Source organism: Microseira sp. BLCC-F43 (assembly GCF_041929235.1).
Taxonomy (GTDB): Bacteria; Cyanobacteriota; Cyanobacteriia; order Cyanobacteriales; family Aerosakkonemataceae; genus Microseira.
The window spans coordinates 1-17,977 of the sequence record NZ_JBHFNP010000057.1; the positions used below are offsets into that span (position 1 = coordinate 1).

Sequence of the window (17,977 nt, forward strand, 5' to 3'; positions counted from 1 at the left end):
CAAATGAGGCATAGTGTTTATAGCGAGGATGATTCTCGAATGCAGAAATAATTACTTCCATCTCCTCTTTTGAGAAGCTGTCAATGTCTTCTGATTCCTGATTGTTATTTAATTTGAAATCCTCTGCCATCTCGCTAAATGTTTAGCTTGGTGCAACGGATGAGAATTAACAAGTCCCGTTTATGAGAAATATTATTTGTTTTAAAAATAAAATTATTAGATTTCTTTTGATTGCTTAATAAGCTCGCTTGATAGAATTCAATTGCCCGTAGATGAGCTGCTGGATCGTGTCTATTGTGGAACCAATCTTGAATCAGTTCCAGATTGTACCTCACGCAACGACTGTTAATCCTTACCCAATGAATTCCCTCAATCCACTCGCCCTGAAGCCGATAACGCTTCAAGGTTTCGCTACTTAAACCAAGAGCTTCCGTCGCTTTTTGCTTGTTGACAAATAACACCATATTCTGGAACTCTCTGTGCAAAAAAAGAAAATATTTGGTTAGTTCTATGAATTTGGCGATGCATCCCTAACTCATCCTGTGGTGATGAACCTATATTCAAGAAAACTGCCTGCCCGATGCTCTCAAATACACCAGATGCATTCGCGTACAGCGTGCCACAGGCATATCGCGCTATCATCGCCCTTGAGCAGCGATCAATTCTTCAGTTCTCTCATCAACTATTTAGCCTGGGTTATGCGGTTAAACCTCCGGCAAAAGATATACAGTCGAATGTACATGAAAAAAACTGAATAACCTGGTTACAGGAGATAATATTATTGCAGTCGTGGGAACTTAAACTTGAATTCTTACTCGACAAGTTACCAACACAACAATTATAACAACCCTAAAAAAACCAATTTCACGGAAACGAGAGAGACTCTGTAGAAGAGAAGCAACAAATTTGGGATTACTGAATTTCGAGGTTAAAGGCAATTATAATTGCAACATTCAATGCCCTTGTCTGTAGGATCTTTCAATTTTGAAGCCAATTTTTTCCCTAAATTTGACCTAATTTCTCACCGGGACAACTAAGGTAAAAAATTGTTACAGGCGCATGTTGATGATCCCGGTCAAGCTGCTGCCTTCAGAGCGTTTAGTGGTTGGTACATCGTACCCAAGAACGGGCGCTCCTCCTGCGGCATCTGTACTGTCATGTGGCACAGCAACCGGAACTGGAGTGGTGCAGGAGCCATGTTGATGCGCTCAACTACCACATCAATTAAACAGGGAGATTGACCCGACACCTCAAAGCCAACATCAGAAAGATACCGGGGACAATAGCCTACTAAATCATCATCTTCAGTACACAGCATCAAGGCAGCGCGGTCATACGAATTTTCAGGGTCGCCAACTAGACGCAACACCTCGCCCATCTGTAAGCGGCTAATTCGACTAGCGTTTAATGGTGACAAATTAAGGAGTTCTTGAGCAAAGAAGTGGAAGTGGTAGAATCCATTCTCATCTGGTTCTGGACAGGGGAAGACAAACAAGGTGTCTGTAACCCGTTGCCCTCCGCTTTTCGCTAGCATTGCCATTGGGTCGTCTTGATGAATTGGGATGTTCAACCACCGCAAGAAATCTGCGTAGTCGGGTCGGCTGCGACGCAAGAGACGATTGGCGAATAATGGAAACAGTTCTGGAGATTGATAAACTAAGTCTAATTCTGGGAACGACGGCAATGACCTTAAGCCGTATTGCTGTTGTGCTGCTAGTATGCCTTGGATGTAAACAAACTGATAGTTAGTTCCGTCAAAGGTTAATCGCCCAATCGGAAACCAAGTGCGATCCAGTGGGTTTTGCCAAGCTAGAAACAATGTTTTCATCGTAGTTCTTTTTGCAGGTCAAGCAGTCGTTGTTGGTTTATTTCTAGGATTTGTTGAGCAAAGGCGATCGCAATTTCTGAAATGAACTCGTTGGGAATGCAGTTAAACAGTGCCAGTGTGTTTGTCATAGATACGCTGGCTAGCTGTTCTAGCCATACCTTAGCAGCAAGAGGATAACGTTGTGCAGCTAATCGAAAGGCATCCAAAGGCTTGAGGGCTTTTCTGTCTCCTACTTGAACATATAGTGCGGATCTACATTTTGCTGCGTAGGCCGATACGGAACGATTGTTAAGCTTTTCTTGCCGCTTAATATCCAACAATTCCCGCCCCAAGCTGGAGGCGCGATCGTAGGTGGGGGCTAAATTTAGCGTTGCTGGCGATGTGGATGAGGTTATAGGGGTTTCGATAAATGCCCAGTTTTCATGGTGGCGATCGCTATTCCCAATCCACGCATCCAATAGTAGGTAGCCTACGAAGGTTTCCACTGCTGTTGTGATGCCCTTTGGAGGTATCCAGGAAAGAGGCAGTTGCACCACGTTGTTGCTGATGGCTGTTAGCACGATATCGAGGGTATGTTGCGACACGTTAAAGGTGTGACGTTCTCTCCCGTTAAGTGTGCTTCGCACTATAACGGGAGCTTCTAATTCAGAATAGAGATAGTTGTACACCATCCCAACCTGAAAAAGCTTCGCGCTTCGCGGGCTGGGTATCCCCTCGGCCTCCACGCGCAGACTTTCCGGAGTCCCACCTCGTTTAAAGCTCGGTCTAGTATATTCCGAGCTGCGTTCTCGTCCCTATCCATTTCCAGTCCACATTTGTGGCACTCATGCAAACGAATGGATAGAGTTTTTGGCACCTTTACTCCACAGCTTGAGCAATTTTGAGATGTTCCTTGAGGGCTTACCTTCACCACTCGGACACCGCATTTGACTGCCACTGCGTCCAATATGGTAATAAACCTCCCCCATGCTGCATCTAAAACTGATTTACTCAATCTTGTACGAGCAAGTCCTTTGATGTTCAAATCTTCCACTGCAATCAGGTCATACTTTTTGACTAATTTGTGAGCGGTATTGTAGTGAAAGTTTTCTCGAATTCTACCAATGCGTTGATGAATTCTGGCTACCTTGTTTTTCTGTCTATTGCTACGATTTGACCCTTTCTCCTTGCGGGCTAATTTGCGTTGCTGACGAACCAAGTGAGACTGGGTTTTGCGGTAAGTTTGCTGGATGGGAACAGTCTCACCAACAGAAGTGGTAAGAAAATCCTTAAGTCCAACATCGACACCGACAGCAGTCTTCACCTCATCCAACGGCATCGGTTTAGGTACGGTGTCATCTTGCATAGAAATGCAGCAGTACCACCCATCAGCTTTATGGACAATGGTGCAAGTTTTCAAGGTGAAACCATTAGGGATAGGGCGATGCATGATAACCGGCATCTTCCCTATTTTTGATAGTTTCAGTACACCATTGCTCAAATGCGCTCCAGCTTTAGGACAGTTGATTCGAGGGTAGACAAATGAGCGTAATTCACCAACTTTCTTGAACTTCGGTCTACCCCCGCGCTTTCCTGACTTATCAGGAAATAGCCAACGCTCCCAAGCTTTGTTTAATCGTTGCAGATTAACCTGTTGTGATTCTGACCAGATGTTTTTGTATTCAGGAAACAGCACCTTTGTTTGCTTTAAGCCTGACTGTTGAGTGTAGTAATCAATTTTATTTGGTATCTCACCAATGGGTTCAGAAACAATGCTGCAACGGTCAATCTGACAACGGGTTTGTCGTAGCCAATCTAACCTCTGCCCCAAACAGTAATTCCAGTGACGACGAAGCAGCTCTAACGTATAGAGCATTGTTGCTTCTTGTGAGGCACTGGGTTTAATTCGGTAGAAGTAGGTTAGAATCATAACTATCATTTTATAGCTTATCGCTAACCATGACAATACAGTATGACAAGGGTTTTAGATCTGTCTACACGCTTACCGCTCATATTGTATTTGTGACTAAATACCGCAAGAAAGTTATCAACAAAGCGATTCACGAACGACTAGCCACTATTTTTGATGAAACTTGTTCAAAATGGGAAGCGACCCTACTAGAGTTCAATGGAGAGGACGACCACGTACATCTGCTGGTTCGATATCATCCTCAAATTGAACTGAGTAAGTTTATTGCCAATCTCAAAACGGTTTCTAGTCGCCTAGTCCGCAAAGAATTCGGTGACTATCTCAATCGAATTTACAGAAAACCTATTTTCTGGACGGGTTCTTATTTTGTAGCCAGTTGTGGCGGGGTAACTGTTGAGCAGCTTAAAAAATATGTTGAGCAACAGGCAAATCCAGAATAAGGATTCGCTACCCTTGAAGGTTTATTGCTGGTCGGCATTCCCCACCCGTTAACCTTCGGTATAACGGGCGACCCCTGCCGACATCAAGTTGGAGCAAGAATCTCGTTTCCCTGAATTAGATTGCCAGCATCGGGTACAAAGGAGGGGAAAACCGTGCCGCGATTGTGATTCCAGATGGCTAGTTCAATTCGGGCATAGGGCAGTCTGAGTAACTCGCACAACTGGGATGCTATCTTTTCTGCCCAATCTTCGCCAGTGTTGAGTCGGGCTTGTTTATACAGGCAATAGCCCAATTCCGGGTGATGGAACCAGAATTTGAATTTGGTTCCCATCGCCTCGGTGGCAACGGCTGCATCTGCTGGAACTACGATAATCGGAAACGGTTGACTCATGAGGTCATCTGTTCAGTGAAGCGATCGCTCGCCTGCTACAACATTAAAAAACCCAATCTGCCCGTGTCAGTCGATGGTTAAAAATCCGCCTTGTCAGGCGGATTTTTCGACAAACTTCTCCCACTTCGCGAGGTAAGCTATATGTATTGCTAGTAATACAGCGAACTTCAAGCTTTATCATCCAGAAGACCGCGATCGCACCACCCAACTATAATAAATGCGACAAGAGCCGACGCACTGCATCGGTTTTAATTCAAAAGCTGGCGCGCGCGACGAAATACAAACAGATTACCCGTTGCTCCTCGCCCGATTCTAATTTCTGCATCTAAATAGGAAGTCGTCCACAAAGCTTCTTTTCGGAGGAATTCTAATACTGGGATTTTTAATTCGGGTAAATTCCAGCTAGAGGAACCAAAAGGTTTGGTGGCTCGGATATAAAATGTGCCAAAAGTTACCTTGGCAATTTGGTCATCTTCGCCCCAATTCCAAGTTCCGTCAGCCTGTAACTGCCACTCACCTAGTAATGGCAAGTCAATCAAAGCACCGTTAGATGCATTAATTTTACCTGGCTCGCCTGTAACTAAGCTTTGCCACACCTGTTTGATTTGGATTCCTCCCAACATATTTGGTGTTGATGCGATCGCTCGCGTGACGACCGTTCCGTTAGAGGCGTACACTAATTGCCAGTCACCGATTAGAGAAGGGAGATGCTTGGGACTTAGCGGGTGCGGGATGGGATTGAGGCTCTCTAATTGTTGGACAATTTGATCGATTGGCTGTGCTGGTGATGGAAATAGAGCTTGAAAAGTCTCTAATGCTTCCACTCGTTGCAACAGTTCAGTTTTCAAGGCTAATCTGGTTGTTTCATCCCCTATCATGTCTCGCTTTTCCACTTGTATGCTTTGAGAACAGCATAATCTGTAATGGAAATTTCCATCGCTAGTTACTACCCGAACAACTTCCTATTCTTGAAGAAACTCGGCAACTGCTTTTAAGTCTTCCATTGCCCGGTTGAATCTATTAAGCATAGCTTCAGCAACTTCTTCTTGGGCATTGACGGTTGATAAATGCGTAAGCATGTAACGATCTAAGGCTTCGATCCACAAGGATACACCGACACGGCGAATCGCTGTAAGTAATCCCATATTGGTTAAAACAGCGAGGTGAAATCCGCTTGGGTTTTGTCCGCCGTAGCCTAAATGTCCATCCACCAGTTCCAGTTTTTGGGGAGTGAATTCCTCATATTGCTCGAAGGTAATGCCAGCAGGTTCGAGTTGTGGTTGGGGTAGTGGGGGTCGTTGTTGGGTCATGGAAGGTGTTAAGAGTTTGTTACTGTTAGCAGATTAATCGATATTTGGGGCAGATTACTGATTCTAAGGTTGCATTTTTGCAAGTTAATCCGAATGTTCCCTTAATTTTACTTCTTCGGTGCGGGATGAGAGTTGAGCCGATGGATCCAAAAAATCCGCCTTTGAAGGCGGATTTTCCACTCTCTAATCGATTTAATGCGTTCAGCTCGCCTGCTTGATATCATGAGTTGTTAGCGGCTCAACCACTCTGGATAATTTGTAGAGGCGCGATCGCGCAGCGTGCCGGATGGCATATCGCTTTTTCGGGAACAATAAAGTTGGGTTGCGAAAAACCTCTCTTTTCTTATTCATCTCGCTATTAAAACCGCAGAAGGCTATGACTGTGGTAGGGAAGGAGATGAATTGTTAATAGGTTGCTGCCTAGCTCCTAACTCTTGTAATTTTCCGACTAACTCAACAGAAATTCCAGATAAATTAGCAGCTTCTATTGTAGAGCTACCGATCTTAAGCCGCTGTAAAAAATTCTCAATTCGGTACCACAAAGGCGAACCTTGACGCAAAAGCCGACGCTCAACCGCTACGCGCACGCCATTTTCAATTGTTTACCAATCTCCCCCAGATGATGTTAAAGAAACAAATGACGTTTGGCGAGCAGGAGCTACCTCTGCCGATGCTATAACTTCTACGGTGTGGTATTGTGGCATTCCTGAACCTTTGCTCAAACGAAAAGTATAGATTCGCCGCCCCGTCCTAGAGGCAGTAATCACAGTTAGCAAGGTACTATTTGTTCGAGGTAAACCAGGAATATCTAATTCCTCAATTCGCCGCAAATGCACTACAGTAGCTCCTGGTTGAGGACATGCTTGTCTGCTTAGTCCTGCTAAACAACCGTCTACATCTAAAGTGATAAATTGCGGATTGTCCAGCCAAACTTTTTCGATGATTTCCCCAGTGGAAATAAAACTGATATTTAGACCGTAGCCCGGAACCAGATATAAAGTTGGGGTTATGCCTGTTTTTCCTGTAGCTTCAGCAACTGTAATGCGATGTAGAGAGGGAGTTGGTGTCTCTAAACTCACGGCTCTCCCTCCGTGACCAAGAACTCCTACAGCTAAGGTTAAAAAGCTTAAAAACATCAGATTTGAATCGTGCAGTTTTTTCATGTTTCTACCTCCTATAATTTATTTTTTGTGGCTAATTGCTAATGGTTAATTGCTAATATGATAGTTTTAGCCAGATTAGCAATTAGCGGCTAACTGACGTTACATATCAAAAGAATGATTGACGAACACTTGGACTTTTTTGCCTTCCGGTACATACCAAAGTGTTGGACGATTTTGCATTTCTTGTACGGCTTGTTGGTTGCGTTGCTGAATTTGTTGTTGTAAGGGATTCAATCCACCTTCCAAAACAGCTCCTAATAAATTTGGTTCTCCGCGTTCAATTGTGGTGCTACGTCTATTGCCATAAATATTGTCAGAATCTTCCTGTTGTTCGCGGCGAGGTTGATTCATAATTTGACCTACTTTCCCAACAGCCCCCATAACTGCTGTCGTTGCGTCCATGCGTGCGATCGCTCCCCCAGGATCGCCCCATTTAGACGCGATCAGGGGTTTGCCATCGCTGCCGCGCAGGCTGATAACATTGGGGGGAAGCTGATATTCTTTGCCATCGACAACGACTGCGATCGCATTAGGCATCACCAGTCCGTTTGCATTCACTCCCGCAACTACAAATATTACGAGTGCCCCAGCAGGAAGTAAAGCTTGTCCATTGCTATCTTTCAATGGTTGATTGAGTTTGATAACAAAGCGTTCTTGATTTTGATTTGCTGTCGGTGAATTGGCTCGATCTGAAGCAACAATTGGTGTTAGCAAACTAGCTTCTGCAAGCTGACCAAATTGGAAATTTCGCTCCTGTTGATTGAGGGGATTTTCCTGCAAAATATGCGCTTCTTCAGCTAAATATATTCCCGGATCGATCGAGCTTTTTTCTGGAGCTGAAGTAGTTGTTTTAGTTCTATCAACTATCACAGCTCTAGGTACTTCTGCGACTGCCATTTCTGTTGGGCGGCATGTTCAACTTGATGGCTATTCTGGAAGGGAGATAGAATTCCAAGCACCTGATGGTTCGTTCAACAGAGTCAGGCTTTACTATGTAAACAAACTATTCTATACGCTGATAGCGATCGCAACAACAGAGACAGCGCTGTCTCAGAAAGGCGACAATTTTTTCAATTCGTTCATGTTAATCCCAAGAAGAAATAGTGATTCCGATCGCACCACTTGATGCGATAATTATTCTAGATGTGATTGCCCTTGCTGGAAACCTGATAACAATGTGAAATTTAGATTTCAAAAACCCATCAAGTAACTTTAGAGTAGGATCTCCCATCTATTACAGTAGTTACGAATTATGGATTTTCAAATTCGTCTATCTAAGCCTGAAGACTCAAAGAAAATTATAGAACTACAAACCAGTTCACTTAGAACTTTATCAGCAAGTTACAATTCAACTCAGATTGAGTCTCTGGTTCGCAGCCAAGCATCAGTTAGGTTTGCCCAAGAAGAGATAGAGGTTGTAGCAGAACATAAAAATGACATTGTTGGATTTGCATCGCTTCTTGTTCAGTCGTCCCAAATTGCTGGCGTGTATGTCGATCCAGATTTCGTGCGTCAAGGGATAGGCACACAACTACTTGAAACTGTGGAGCAAATAGCGATAGATAAAGGCAACAAAGTCACTCATGTGATTTCCGCACTGGACACAGTAAATTTTTATCAATCTGTTGGCTATAAGATAAATCGTGAATCAGGCTTTTATTCGGAGGGTAAATTTTGGATACCATGCATAATTTTAGAGAAAGAATTAATTAAGACTCCAAGAATTAAAAAAATCTATGTGCATGTTGTTTCTTGGCTTTTTCGACTGAGAGCAATATTTTCTTTTATTCTGGTTCTAGTTATGGCTACTTTGGTATTTGCTCTTTTACCACTTACGATCAGTTGGATTATAAGTTTGTTTCGATGAGTTAGATGTAAATCTGCTATCGGGACTTAAACAAAAAACCAGGACAAATAAGGCTATAATGCAAGTGGAAAAGGGATATTATGTCAAAGGAGGGTGAATGAAGGAAACGACCCCCGCCGCCATGCCACCATGCTTTGAGCGATGGTGCAGTCGGTTCGATGATGTATTCAAAACATTAGCCCAAAAAAGAGAGTTTAGAAACTATTTAGGAGGATTATTAGGGGAAAGTGAGCGAAAAAACCTATCTCATTTTTTATCACCGGATGCCGCTTTCTTTTTTCCCTCAATTCACCTGGATTTCTGCCACGAGAAAAACCACGCGGTTTGGGAGAAACAGCGGGTGTGCCAATCTGTTTAATAATTCGGTAGAAGTCCCGTTGTACCAAACTAGGTGTGATGAAATTATGATTTTTTTTGTGGTGATATTTCTCCCAAGGGCGAGGCAGATTATCAACTAATTCCCGCGCTGCCCACAGTTGTACATAAGCTAGTAAAGTCAGTTGCACCCAGTTTTCTTCATGCTCCACATCTGGAGTTTGATCCGACCCCATTAACAACCGTTGCTTGCCAAAACGAAGCATATGCTCCATGTCAAATCGTTGTCGGTAAGGGTGTCCACGATTAACTTTAACTGGTTCAACCACTTCAGGTTGACGATAAAAAACGCGATTACTACGCGCTCTAGTCACAATGATTGTATTAGGCTTATCCCCCAAGGCGTCAAGGAACTGACCAAGGGATATGAGAATTGTGAGCGCGTTCAGGTAAAAAAGACAACAGTGAATACAGATGCCCAATATTAATTGGTTTATTGCCTTTAATGGTATTGGGTTGATGAATGTATGCACGGTCTTCCAAAGTTTTAGCAATCATAGCGGGGCATGGGGGTGGCGTCTAGGCCAAATAAATGAAACTGCCTCTGAGTCGGTGTCGGAATAAATGGCGCCAGCGCTTTAAGTAAAGACTGTTGAAAAAGTTTTTTTCCTCAATCGCTGAGACAGACGATCTCGGCTGGAAAAATTGTACAATAGCTTTATATAAAGCGCTATAGCCTCGACGAAACAAGGGATGGAAAGCACAATTCTACTGGGGACTGAGCCGTTGTGTTCCCTGAAAGTGCGTCCAGTAAATCCATTAAACTGTCATGGCTATGGGGAAAGAGGTCGTATAACTGCTGGCGAAATTGCTGCAATTGGGCGAGCTGGTCTTCACAAGGTAGAGTGGGTATAAAAAACTGGTAAAAATTTAATTTCGCGGTTAATAATCGCGAATTATTTTCCCATTAAATTAGGATATATCTGTTTTGATCAAGCCAACTATGAATCGCCATAAACCGAAGCTAGCTCCCGATTTGGCTAAAAGAGCTGAGCGTTTAACTGCTACTATTGCTGCTTTAAAAGTAAAAATTAAACAAATTTTTGATGAAGGTGAAGTAGCTCCCAAGAGTTGCTATGTGGCTCGTTATCAGGTACGACAACGACAGAAAGTTTATTGGTACTATAAACTCCAAGCTACTGATGAGATTTTTGAGCAAGCATTCATATTGCAAAAAAAAGAGTAAGTATAAACATTTAGGACGGGCTGGTAGTGAGGAGCATATCGCAGCGGTAGTCCAAGTTTTTCGACGTACCCAAATCGATGAACTTGATCGCACTATTAATTCTTTAACTAACAGTTAACTTGATTTATATTACGACGGTGAAAGTGAGATTATACCAGAGAAATGCGATTGATTAGCTCATAAGTAAAGAGGGAATGATAGCTACAGCTGGCCTATCAAACACAAGTTGGCTTCGCGTCATTAGCTCGCGAACCGTTTTTCTCTTTGTCCAAAGTCCAAATAATTAGATGCAAAGCTTACCCATCTTTCATTTTTGGAATTAACTCTCCTCCAGATCCGTAGAGAACAGGGTCATAGTCATACAAGTATGGTGGCTGTTGTTCAACGGCTATAAAAGCGATTTCTAAATCCATGCGTTCCAGGGCGTGCAACCAGGCGGTACGCGCCCAGTCTATACCGTTATCTGTAGCAGACAAAGGTTTTATCGGTGAAAAATTGTCATCATTGAGCCGACCATATCCAGATAGCACCACTTGCTCTTTTAGTTTATTTTTTGGTAGTGCAAGTAAGGCCAAACCTAACTTGGGAGCAACGATCGCATTGCCTCGATCTAAGAAAGCAATGCAGCCGACAACTTTGGGTGACTGCGGTTTCCAAATGTTTTCCTCTTGCTTGAATTCATACTTAACCAAGACGATATTGGCGGTGGTAGGAGCATTTGGGGCGTTGATATAACGGGTGGCCCAGTCACTTAGTCCTGGAACTTGCATGTGGTAGATTTTCTCAGAAAGCTGATTCCAACTTTTACTTGTTTGTGACGGAGCCGTTAAATCGGCAATTAAAAGCTCTACCTCGGAATTTTGAGCATCTGGCAAATCGGGAATTGTCGCGCCTGGTTTGACTGCTAAAAGTACGGTTTTCGCCGTAATTTTTTGCGGGTCGCCCGGGGCAAAATCTTTTGGTTTAAAAGCTGCATCAGCTAGCAAGTACAGTTCCATTGGTTCCGGTTCTTTCTGCTGATTTTCATTGTAATAAACTAATGCCGGAGAACTAGCTGCTTGGGAAAAATTGCCAGTATTAAACAGGTAAAAGTCGTTTTTAGTCGCTAAAACCGGGTAGATTTCGCCTGATTGGAGAGCAGGTGTATTGCCCAAAATTTGGGTTAACAACAAGCGAGCGTAGTAAAACTGATAATTGAACAGGGGGTAAGAAGTTTCTACACTTACGCTGACCGATTCGTCAAGTCCTGCGACGGCACGAGGTTGGCGCAAACTAACAGAAACTCCAGCAGAACCAGCTAATTGATAGAGTTGTTGGTTATTTGCCCCAGATGGGGAACTTAGACTGTTAAAATACCAAAGCGATCGCATCATTTCCCCTGGTCGAGAAGACCAAGCCACCACATCGATCAGGGGTGGTAGGAGCGTTGTTGCTGTGGCATCGCCGTCTTCTAGTTTTGCCAAACCTTCGATCGGGTAAGGACGGTTAACAATCGGGCGCGGATTTACTTGCGGATACAAAGGTTCGCCGTGCGATCGCAGTTGGCATTGCTCAAAAGACACTTGCTCCCATTTGGTACAATTAAACAGTTCCTTGGACTCAATTTTAGCAATGCGTGCATGCCGTAATTTTCCGGCGAATTCGGTTGAAAAATCACCCGTAGGTGCAAGGCGAAAGCGAGTTGCAGCCACCGATTTTAGCTGGGGATTTTCTGGGTCAGCTGGAGTAGCATCGAATAACAGCAATCCCAGGTTAGGGTTGGCTTTAATAGCGAATGGTTTCGGTTTAATTTGGGGCAACCGACAGCGCGGATCGATTTCTTCGCCATAGGCACTCGCGCGATCGCTCGGTCGATCTAACTCCCAATTGGGGATATTATTTAATTCTTCCCGCCAAGCTTCTAAGGCACGGGGAATCAAAATTATCTCCTCAAAATTCTTGAGAACAACTGCCCCATCGTTGCGACGTTTGCCGCGCAGGATATTGTTAGCCCATTGTAAAATATCCTCATCAGGCTTGAGGCGATCGCGGGCAATGCGTTGCAGCCGATTGTGGCTAAAAACAATCAATTGCACGTCAACTGTTGCGGCAATTTCTGTATTGGTAACCTCCTCGATCGTTAAGGGATATTCAAACAAAGTTGGCTCGTCAAAAACGGGTACATCATCTTGGTCTAGATTGTAAGGCGTGACGAGAGTTGCTGCTTTCAATTGGCTAGAATTTCGATTTCGCAACCATTCTAAATCGCCCAATTGTTCCGGCAGCCGCAAGGTAATTCGACCTGCTTCTAAAAATGCGGGTTTGAGTTCGACAGTTTCTCGATCGGAAATTGCTTCGCGCAAATAAGCGGACGCCAGCCACTGCGCCTGGGTGGTGCGATAGAAAATTTCAAACGCTTTGGTTTGAAGATTAAAGGATGAAATTGGGGGTTTAATCTGCTTTTGGATACCAAAGGTACGATAAATTAAGTCTGGCGGCGTTGGTTGCAATTGAATTTGGGGCCACAAGGTTAAATCGCGATCGCGCTGGCTACATGCTGCTAAAGGCAGGCGCACTATGTGCGCCGGTTGTGCTTCCAGTTGTTGGAGTTCGCGGGAACGTAAAAACAGGCGGATAAATTTATTTTCAATATCCGCTGTTGGCGGTACGATTTTTGGTGTGGGATAAGTCTCTTCTCGAATCTCAAACACGGCACCCGATTCAATCAGCAAGTTTGATTTTTTATCAGATGGAAGATCGGGCAGAGTTGTAGTGTAAATGATAATTTCTACGCGTCGGTTTTGCGATCTTCCTGAAGGGGTAGAATTATCTCCTCTAGGACGGGAATCGCTCCATCCCTTAGCCGTCAAACGCGAGGCATCAATGTTATTTCTAATCAGCCAATCCCTCACAGATGCGGCTCGTTGTTCGGAAACTTTTTGCTTGATATCGGGGGTTCCTTGATTGTCGCTATGCCCTTCAATATCGGCTGTATCATCAGGATTTTGTTTGAGCATTTGCAAGACTCGATTCAGGGTTTGAATTTGTTTTTCTGTCTCAATCTGAGCTTGATTGCTGTCAAATCCAACAATTTCTGGGGGACGAACCATTGTTTTGCCCAGAAAAGTCTTAGCGAATTGTTCTAAAGTCGTGAATCGAGCGATTTGAGGAGATTGCCAGTCAAAAGTTTTACCGTCGTTGAATTTCAATTGGTGATGGGCAATCCCACCAATCAGGACGGTTTCTTTTGGTCCTTCACCGCTGAGAATTTTAAACGCGGCTGACTCTGAAATATCGGCTTGGTCGAAATAAAATCGAGCTACGTGCTGGCATCCTTGAAAGCGAATGGCATTGATGAGGGTAATTTGTCCGGCGGCTTCAATTTCATATTGCTTGGCGGGTCGGGGATGGGATAAATTAAGCTTCAATCTGAGGACAAGTCGCGTTGCGCGATCGCTTTTATCGGTGAGGCGCAATTGCAAATCTGCCATCATGGTTTTGAGCATTGGCAGTCCTGGCGGCGAGATGTGAAACTCAATCCCCAGCAAACCGCTATCCGGTTCTAACCTTTCAAACCAGGAATTCTCGCCCAAGGACAGAAGATTTTGGTTAGCATCGGTGGCAAAAATGAATTTAGAGGCGCCAATTCGGTGTTGTTTCAATAACAGCGAAACGAGTAAATCTTGACCCCGACGAATGTCGAGACTCCAGCAGGGTTCTTTCGCCCGCGACTCTAATTCTAAGTCCCAGACCAAATTAGTCAGTTTAAATTTAATTTCGACTACCAAGTCGTTGAAATCTCTATCCCCCGCACCTTCCCGATCTTCCCATGATAGCCGCGCCACTTGCTCGGTTAATTCAGTTTTTAAGTGTGACAATTTATCTGGGTTGGCGGCAACAAACGAGAAAAATGCTAAAGGTTCTTTTCCGAGTTTATTTTCCGGATTGCGCCGGAGAAAATCTGATGTTGTGCTGTTTTGAATCAGGTACATTCCCATCAATTGGGCAGCAGGCAACTCTACTTTCAATTGTTGGGTATTAGCGGGGAAAACAGCTAGTCGCCTTTCTGATAAAGCTGCGGCTGCATATTTGGGATTGTCTGGCGTCAGCGTGCCAATTCGTCCTTGAGGATCGTCTACTTTAAATAAGCCAAATTCGTTGAGATAATCTGCTTCTCGCTTCACGAGAGAGATGATTGTTTCTATAGTTTGTTCGGCGACACCAGGAAGGCGCAATGCTTCTTGTAAGAGGATGCGATCGCTATCACTCGTTGGATCTTGCCATCTGAAAGAGTAATTATCGAGGGGTTGTAACGGTTGATCCGCATTAATTTCAGTAGCACCAATCCGAAATTGGAAAGACGCTTGTGTAGTTTGCGGCACCTCAAACTGCAAAATTCCCTCAGCGATCGCACAACTGGCGTTAGACAATGAGGTGAGCGAAATTAAACCCACCGGGTGCGCGATCGCCAGTTGCAAATCTTCCAACTCAAACGCCTCGGATGTCCCTATTTGATTGGGTTTCAGCTTCGCTTGCAGTCGTGCGAGGCGCGGAGAGTCGCTTGCTTCCTCCTCTGGCGCGGTAAACTGCCAGTCGATATCACCCGTTACTTGCAGGTTCCAGTTACTTTCGCTACCCGTAAAATTCAGCGTCATCACGCCAATGCCACTTATAGGTCGATTTTGCAATGGCGTTGCGTTCAGCCAAATCGCTTCAATTATGATATTAAATTTACCCTTATTCTCCGCAATTTTACGCATACAAAGCGGGTAAAGGGGAAACCCCGCCAACTTCGCCCAACCACCATTGCCGTCGTGCAGCATCCAGCTTTGTCGATACAAGTCTTCGGTGCGGGAAAACTCGCCCAGAGGCACTCCGATGACTTCCAGGTGCAGTGTGGGCAGGAGGGCGAAACTTTTAGTCAAGCGTCGGTTTTCGGCGAAATCGAGGCCGCGATAGGTGCTGTAATCTCCCATCGCTTCGGCTTGCACCAGCCCCTCGCCATCCAAAGTGACTACTCCTTGGTTCTGTGCGTTGAGAAATTCGGCAATCAGCGGCTGACCATTGTGGAAAATACGGTAACGAGCTGGTTCGTTAGTGTTACTAGCTACATCAATTTGAAATTCTGGCAACGAGGTTGTGCTGCTAGTCGAAATGTTAGTTTGCAAAGGAATAGTTAAACCGCCGCTAGTTTCGATATTGCGGCTAAAGGTAATAGGATTGGGTTGATTTTTCAGGGTGAATTCAAAGTGAGGATCGGAGCCTTTCAATTGTGCTAATCGCGTGGCATCATCCCCAATGATGGAAATTTCGATTGCGCCTTCTTTGTTCGTAGTTGTTTTGTGCAACCAACCCCATGCTTTGGGGGATTTTTCAGCAGGAACCAGGGTAAATGCTTCAGTGCCGACAACGCGGGTAAAATCTCGTCCCTCTACATTGCCAGCGTTCGTTAAGGCTTCAGACTCGGATTCGCTGACCTCTGCGTAAGCTTCATCTAAAACGGGTACGCTGTGACGATAAATCCATTCCATCGGTTGACGGTTGAGATTTAATTCGACGCCTGGAAGTGTGGGGAGAAAGTATCTAGATGTCAGCAATTGGGTAACAATTTGCCAGGGTGCAGCATCTATTAAGTCTGGAGACTTGGGCAAGCAGCGAGGCAGTCCCCGTTCGGGAAACTGAATTTCAATCCAAGTTTCAGTCTGGGGTTGATAGGGAATCAGTCCGCGCGAAGTATCGAGAAAAGCGCTCTCGTCTTTAACAGGTGAAAGAGGAAAACTTTGGACGATGGGATAACCTACAGGGCGGTTCCATAGCAGCAATTGCTGTAGCTTGGTTGCGTCTGGGTTGTCCGGAACAGCACCATGTCTAAATTGGAATTGAAATGCTGGTTTTTTCCAAGATATTCTGGCAACAACTGGCAGTCCTTGCGGGGAAGGTTTAACGACGTTAGAGGAAACGAAAACAGCAGAAACTAAACGTTGTTTCAAGATACTTTCTAGATTCATTTCTGTTGTTGCTGTTCCTGCCGTCAAGGATGGAATAAAGCGCGGGTGACTTTCTATTTTTTTAGCGGGATCGGTGGGTTGTGCTTGGAACCAAACATTGGGTGCGATCGCTGTCGTCATGGGATTGTAAAATTCCAGGCTAAGTTGCTCGATGCCGCCTTCATTGCTCAACTTCACCGCTACGCGACTTTTTTGCAGCGTGGCAACTTGTACCGCCGTAGCGGTAATATCAGCGGTATTGCGAGCAGAATTTTCTTGCAACCCTCGCAGCAATTTATCAATTTCAACAATTCCAAAAACCGCTCCTTGGGTATCTGTTTCTAACTCAATCTCTGCCCGCATATCGCTACTATCAATTGCCAACCAACCTTCAGCAAGGCACAACCAAGAGCGATACTTGCTATCTGACAAAACAACAGCAGGAATTGATATTGCTTGCACTAAAGTTTCACGAAAGCTAAATTTTACCTCATCCCCAAGTACCGAATCCGTCTTTTTTAAAGTCAGGGCAATATCTGGTTCTGGGTGTGGGGGATTGGCAATTGTCCCCGCCGATTCAAACTGAATTGATGTTAGCGTCCAAGGCGCATTTCTTCCTGATAGGCGTTGCAATTGTCCGGTAAGAAATTGCGGTTGAAAGCTTGCTTCTGCTGTCGTCCCGCCGCCGATAGTCATCCGAGTATTGAGAGACTGAGCGATCCAATCAATTTTCCGATCCTCCCGGAAAAACTGCACGATACAGTTAGTTCCCGGTTGAGATTCTACGTTATCGAGAAATGTATCTAAACGGCGATCGGCAGCAGGTAAGCGAAAGTTTTCCACCCGATCGGCGCAATTTTTAACATAAGTTCCCGCGTCTAAATTGCCAGAAAATTTTTGAGCTGCCAGCGTCCAAAATCGTTTTCCCAATAGATTTAAATTTGGCAATGAATTAGCAAGATCCTCGTCTTTTTGAACTCGGTCTTCTTCGGTTTGGGGGACGCGCAGGGTGACGGGTAAGCGTTGTTCTCCTAAATAAAAAGCGTCGGGAAGTATTCCTTGCAAGTACAAACCGGAGGGTTGTACTAACAGGGACGAAATTCCCTGGATATCGTTGGTTATCCACAATTCCCGGAGCGGCTGGTCTTTATTAATATCGTTATAAAAAATTAGCGGAACGGCTATATATCCTTGAATGACAAAATATAAATCGTCACTCGCAAAACCCAGCCCCAATTCTAGGGGTAATTGTTCTGAGTAATTCACTTTCAAATTGTTCTGCTGCCAAATGCGATCGCCTACCAGTTGAATTTCTACCCGCGCCTTTACGGGAACGCTGCACCTGAGATACCATTCCACCGCAGACTTGCTACTGCCGTCTTTTGGTCGATAGCGCAAAGGCTGCAATTCAAATGTCTTGCCGTCCAAACGTTCGATGGTAATGTCGGCGCGACCAAAAGCAGTACCGTACAGCGGTAACCGCACTCGAATTTTGATTTGTTGAGGTAAGCGTGGATTGTTAGTCATAATTGCTAATGGCT

At 44.6% G+C, this 17,977-nt stretch carries 14 protein-coding genes and 1 pseudogene; 4 read left to right on the forward strand and 11 right to left on the reverse strand.

The window, feature by feature from the left end; genetic code table 11:
- Positions 1-134 precede the first annotated feature (134 nt).
- From ACE1CM_RS09640 to ACE1CM_RS09655, 4 genes are all read right to left on the reverse strand, one after another.
- Complete coding sequence (locus ACE1CM_RS09640) at positions 135-464, reverse strand: hypothetical protein (protein ID WP_374877195.1); 330 nt, start codon at positions 462-464, stop codon at positions 135-137.
- A 611-nt stretch (positions 465-1,075) separates the two neighbouring features.
- Positions 1,076-1,828, reverse strand: a complete 753-nt coding sequence (locus ACE1CM_RS09645; RefSeq protein ID WP_374877196.1) for an HIRAN domain-containing protein — start codon at positions 1,826-1,828, stop codon at positions 1,076-1,078.
- A complete protein-coding gene (locus ACE1CM_RS09650; protein ID WP_374877197.1) occupies positions 1,825-2,499 on the reverse strand; it encodes a hypothetical protein in 675 nt (224 codons plus the stop codon). The genes ACE1CM_RS09645 and ACE1CM_RS09650 overlap by 4 nt, the downstream gene beginning before the upstream one ends.
- Complete coding sequence (locus ACE1CM_RS09655) at positions 2,469-3,737, reverse strand: RNA-guided endonuclease InsQ/TnpB family protein (RefSeq protein WP_374877198.1); 1,269 nt, start codon at positions 3,735-3,737, stop codon at positions 2,469-2,471. The genes ACE1CM_RS09650 and ACE1CM_RS09655 overlap by 31 nt, the downstream gene beginning before the upstream one ends.
- A gap of 29 nt (positions 3,738-3,766) precedes the next feature.
- Here ACE1CM_RS09655 and tnpA point away from each other — a divergent pair, with 29 nt between their 5' ends.
- Positions 3,767-4,177, forward strand: coding sequence for an IS200/IS605 family transposase (gene tnpA, locus ACE1CM_RS09660; protein WP_374877199.1), 411 nt, complete (start codon positions 3,767-3,769; stop codon positions 4,175-4,177).
- A gap of 83 nt (positions 4,178-4,260) precedes the next feature.
- On the opposite strand, the gene ACE1CM_RS09665 is transcribed toward tnpA, so the two are convergent.
- The 5 genes from ACE1CM_RS09665 to ACE1CM_RS09685 form a co-directional block, all read right to left on the reverse strand.
- A complete protein-coding gene (locus ACE1CM_RS09665) occupies positions 4,261-4,569 on the reverse strand; it encodes a hypothetical protein (RefSeq protein WP_374877200.1) in 309 nt (102 codons plus the stop codon).
- A gap of 248 nt (positions 4,570-4,817) precedes the next feature.
- Positions 4,818-5,462 carry a PAP/fibrillin family protein gene (locus tag ACE1CM_RS09670; RefSeq protein WP_374877201.1) on the reverse strand — a complete coding sequence of 215 codons (645 nt, stop codon included), beginning with the start codon at positions 5,460-5,462 and terminating at the stop codon, positions 4,818-4,820.
- A 69-nt stretch (positions 5,463-5,531) separates the two neighbouring features.
- A complete protein-coding gene (locus ACE1CM_RS09675; RefSeq protein WP_374877202.1) occupies positions 5,532-5,879 on the reverse strand; it encodes a hypothetical protein in 348 nt (115 codons plus the stop codon).
- Positions 5,880-6,481: 602 nt separating this feature from the next.
- Positions 6,482-7,042, reverse strand: coding sequence for a hypothetical protein (locus ACE1CM_RS09680; protein WP_374877203.1), 561 nt, complete (start codon positions 7,040-7,042; stop codon positions 6,482-6,484).
- A gap of 99 nt (positions 7,043-7,141) precedes the next feature.
- Entirely contained in the window at positions 7,142-7,939 is a 798-nt protein-coding gene (locus tag ACE1CM_RS09685) for a TrbI/VirB10 family protein (protein WP_374877204.1), read from the reverse strand.
- Positions 7,940-8,294: 355 nt separating this feature from the next.
- On the opposite strand from ACE1CM_RS09685, the gene ACE1CM_RS09690 reads away from it, so the two are divergent.
- Together ACE1CM_RS09690 and ACE1CM_RS09695 are read left to right on the forward strand one after the other, a co-directional pair.
- Positions 8,295-8,909, forward strand: a complete 615-nt coding sequence (locus ACE1CM_RS09690) for a GNAT family N-acetyltransferase (RefSeq protein WP_374877205.1) — start codon at positions 8,295-8,297, stop codon at positions 8,907-8,909.
- A gap of 97 nt (positions 8,910-9,006) precedes the next feature.
- Positions 9,007-9,157, forward strand: a pseudogene (locus ACE1CM_RS09695) (IS701 family transposase); the annotation flags it as partial.
- Here the strand turns inward: ACE1CM_RS09695 and ACE1CM_RS09700 are convergent.
- Complete coding sequence (locus tag ACE1CM_RS09700; RefSeq protein WP_374877277.1) at positions 9,104-9,598, reverse strand: hypothetical protein; 495 nt, start codon at positions 9,596-9,598, stop codon at positions 9,104-9,106. The pseudogene ACE1CM_RS09695 and the gene ACE1CM_RS09700 overlap by 54 nt on opposite strands.
- A gap of 629 nt (positions 9,599-10,227) precedes the next feature.
- On the opposite strand from ACE1CM_RS09700, the gene ACE1CM_RS09705 reads away from it, so the two are divergent.
- Positions 10,228-10,470, forward strand: a complete 243-nt coding sequence (locus ACE1CM_RS09705) for a hypothetical protein (protein WP_374877206.1) — start codon at positions 10,228-10,230, stop codon at positions 10,468-10,470.
- Positions 10,471-10,766: 296 nt separating this feature from the next.
- Here the strand turns inward: ACE1CM_RS09705 and ACE1CM_RS09710 are convergent, their stop codons facing one another.
- The gene (locus tag ACE1CM_RS09710; protein WP_374877207.1) at positions 10,767-17,963 is read right to left on the reverse strand and encodes an OmpA family protein; all 7,197 of its coding nucleotides are present in this window, start codon (positions 17,961-17,963) and stop codon (positions 10,767-10,769) included.
- Between the last annotated feature and the right edge of the window lie 14 nt (positions 17,964-17,977).

Bases quoted from the DNA above. Each gene is read 5' to 3' on its own strand.
- ACE1CM_RS09640 (WP_374877195.1), bottom strand. From the start codon at position 464: ATGGTGTTATTTGTCAACAAGCAAAAAGCGACGGAAGCTCTTGGTTTA.
- ACE1CM_RS09645 (WP_374877196.1), bottom strand. From the start codon at position 1,828: ATGAAAACATTGTTTCTAGCTTGGCAAAACCCACTGGATCGCACTTGG.
- ACE1CM_RS09650 (WP_374877197.1), bottom strand. From the start codon at position 2,499: ATGGTGTACAACTATCTCTATTCTGAATTAGAAGCTCCCGTTATAGTG.
- ACE1CM_RS09655 (WP_374877198.1), bottom strand. From the start codon at position 3,737: ATGATTCTAACCTACTTCTACCGAATTAAACCCAGTGCCTCACAAGAA.
- tnpA (WP_374877199.1), top strand. From the start codon at position 3,767: ATGACAATACAGTATGACAAGGGTTTTAGATCTGTCTACACGCTTACC.
- ACE1CM_RS09665 (WP_374877200.1), bottom strand. From the start codon at position 4,569: ATGAGTCAACCGTTTCCGATTATCGTAGTTCCAGCAGATGCAGCCGTT.
- ACE1CM_RS09675 (WP_374877202.1), bottom strand. From the start codon at position 5,879: ATGACCCAACAACGACCCCCACTACCCCAACCACAACTCGAACCTGCT.
- ACE1CM_RS09680 (WP_374877203.1), bottom strand. From the start codon at position 7,042: ATGAAAAAACTGCACGATTCAAATCTGATGTTTTTAAGCTTTTTAACC.
- ACE1CM_RS09685 (WP_374877204.1), bottom strand. From the start codon at position 7,939: ATGGCAGTCGCAGAAGTACCTAGAGCTGTGATAGTTGATAGAACTAAA.
- ACE1CM_RS09690 (WP_374877205.1), top strand. From the start codon at position 8,295: ATGGATTTTCAAATTCGTCTATCTAAGCCTGAAGACTCAAAGAAAATT.
- ACE1CM_RS09705 (WP_374877206.1), top strand. From the start codon at position 10,228: ATGAATCGCCATAAACCGAAGCTAGCTCCCGATTTGGCTAAAAGAGCT.
- ACE1CM_RS09710 (WP_374877207.1), bottom strand. From the start codon at position 17,963: ATGACTAACAATCCACGCTTACCTCAACAAATCAAAATTCGAGTGCGG.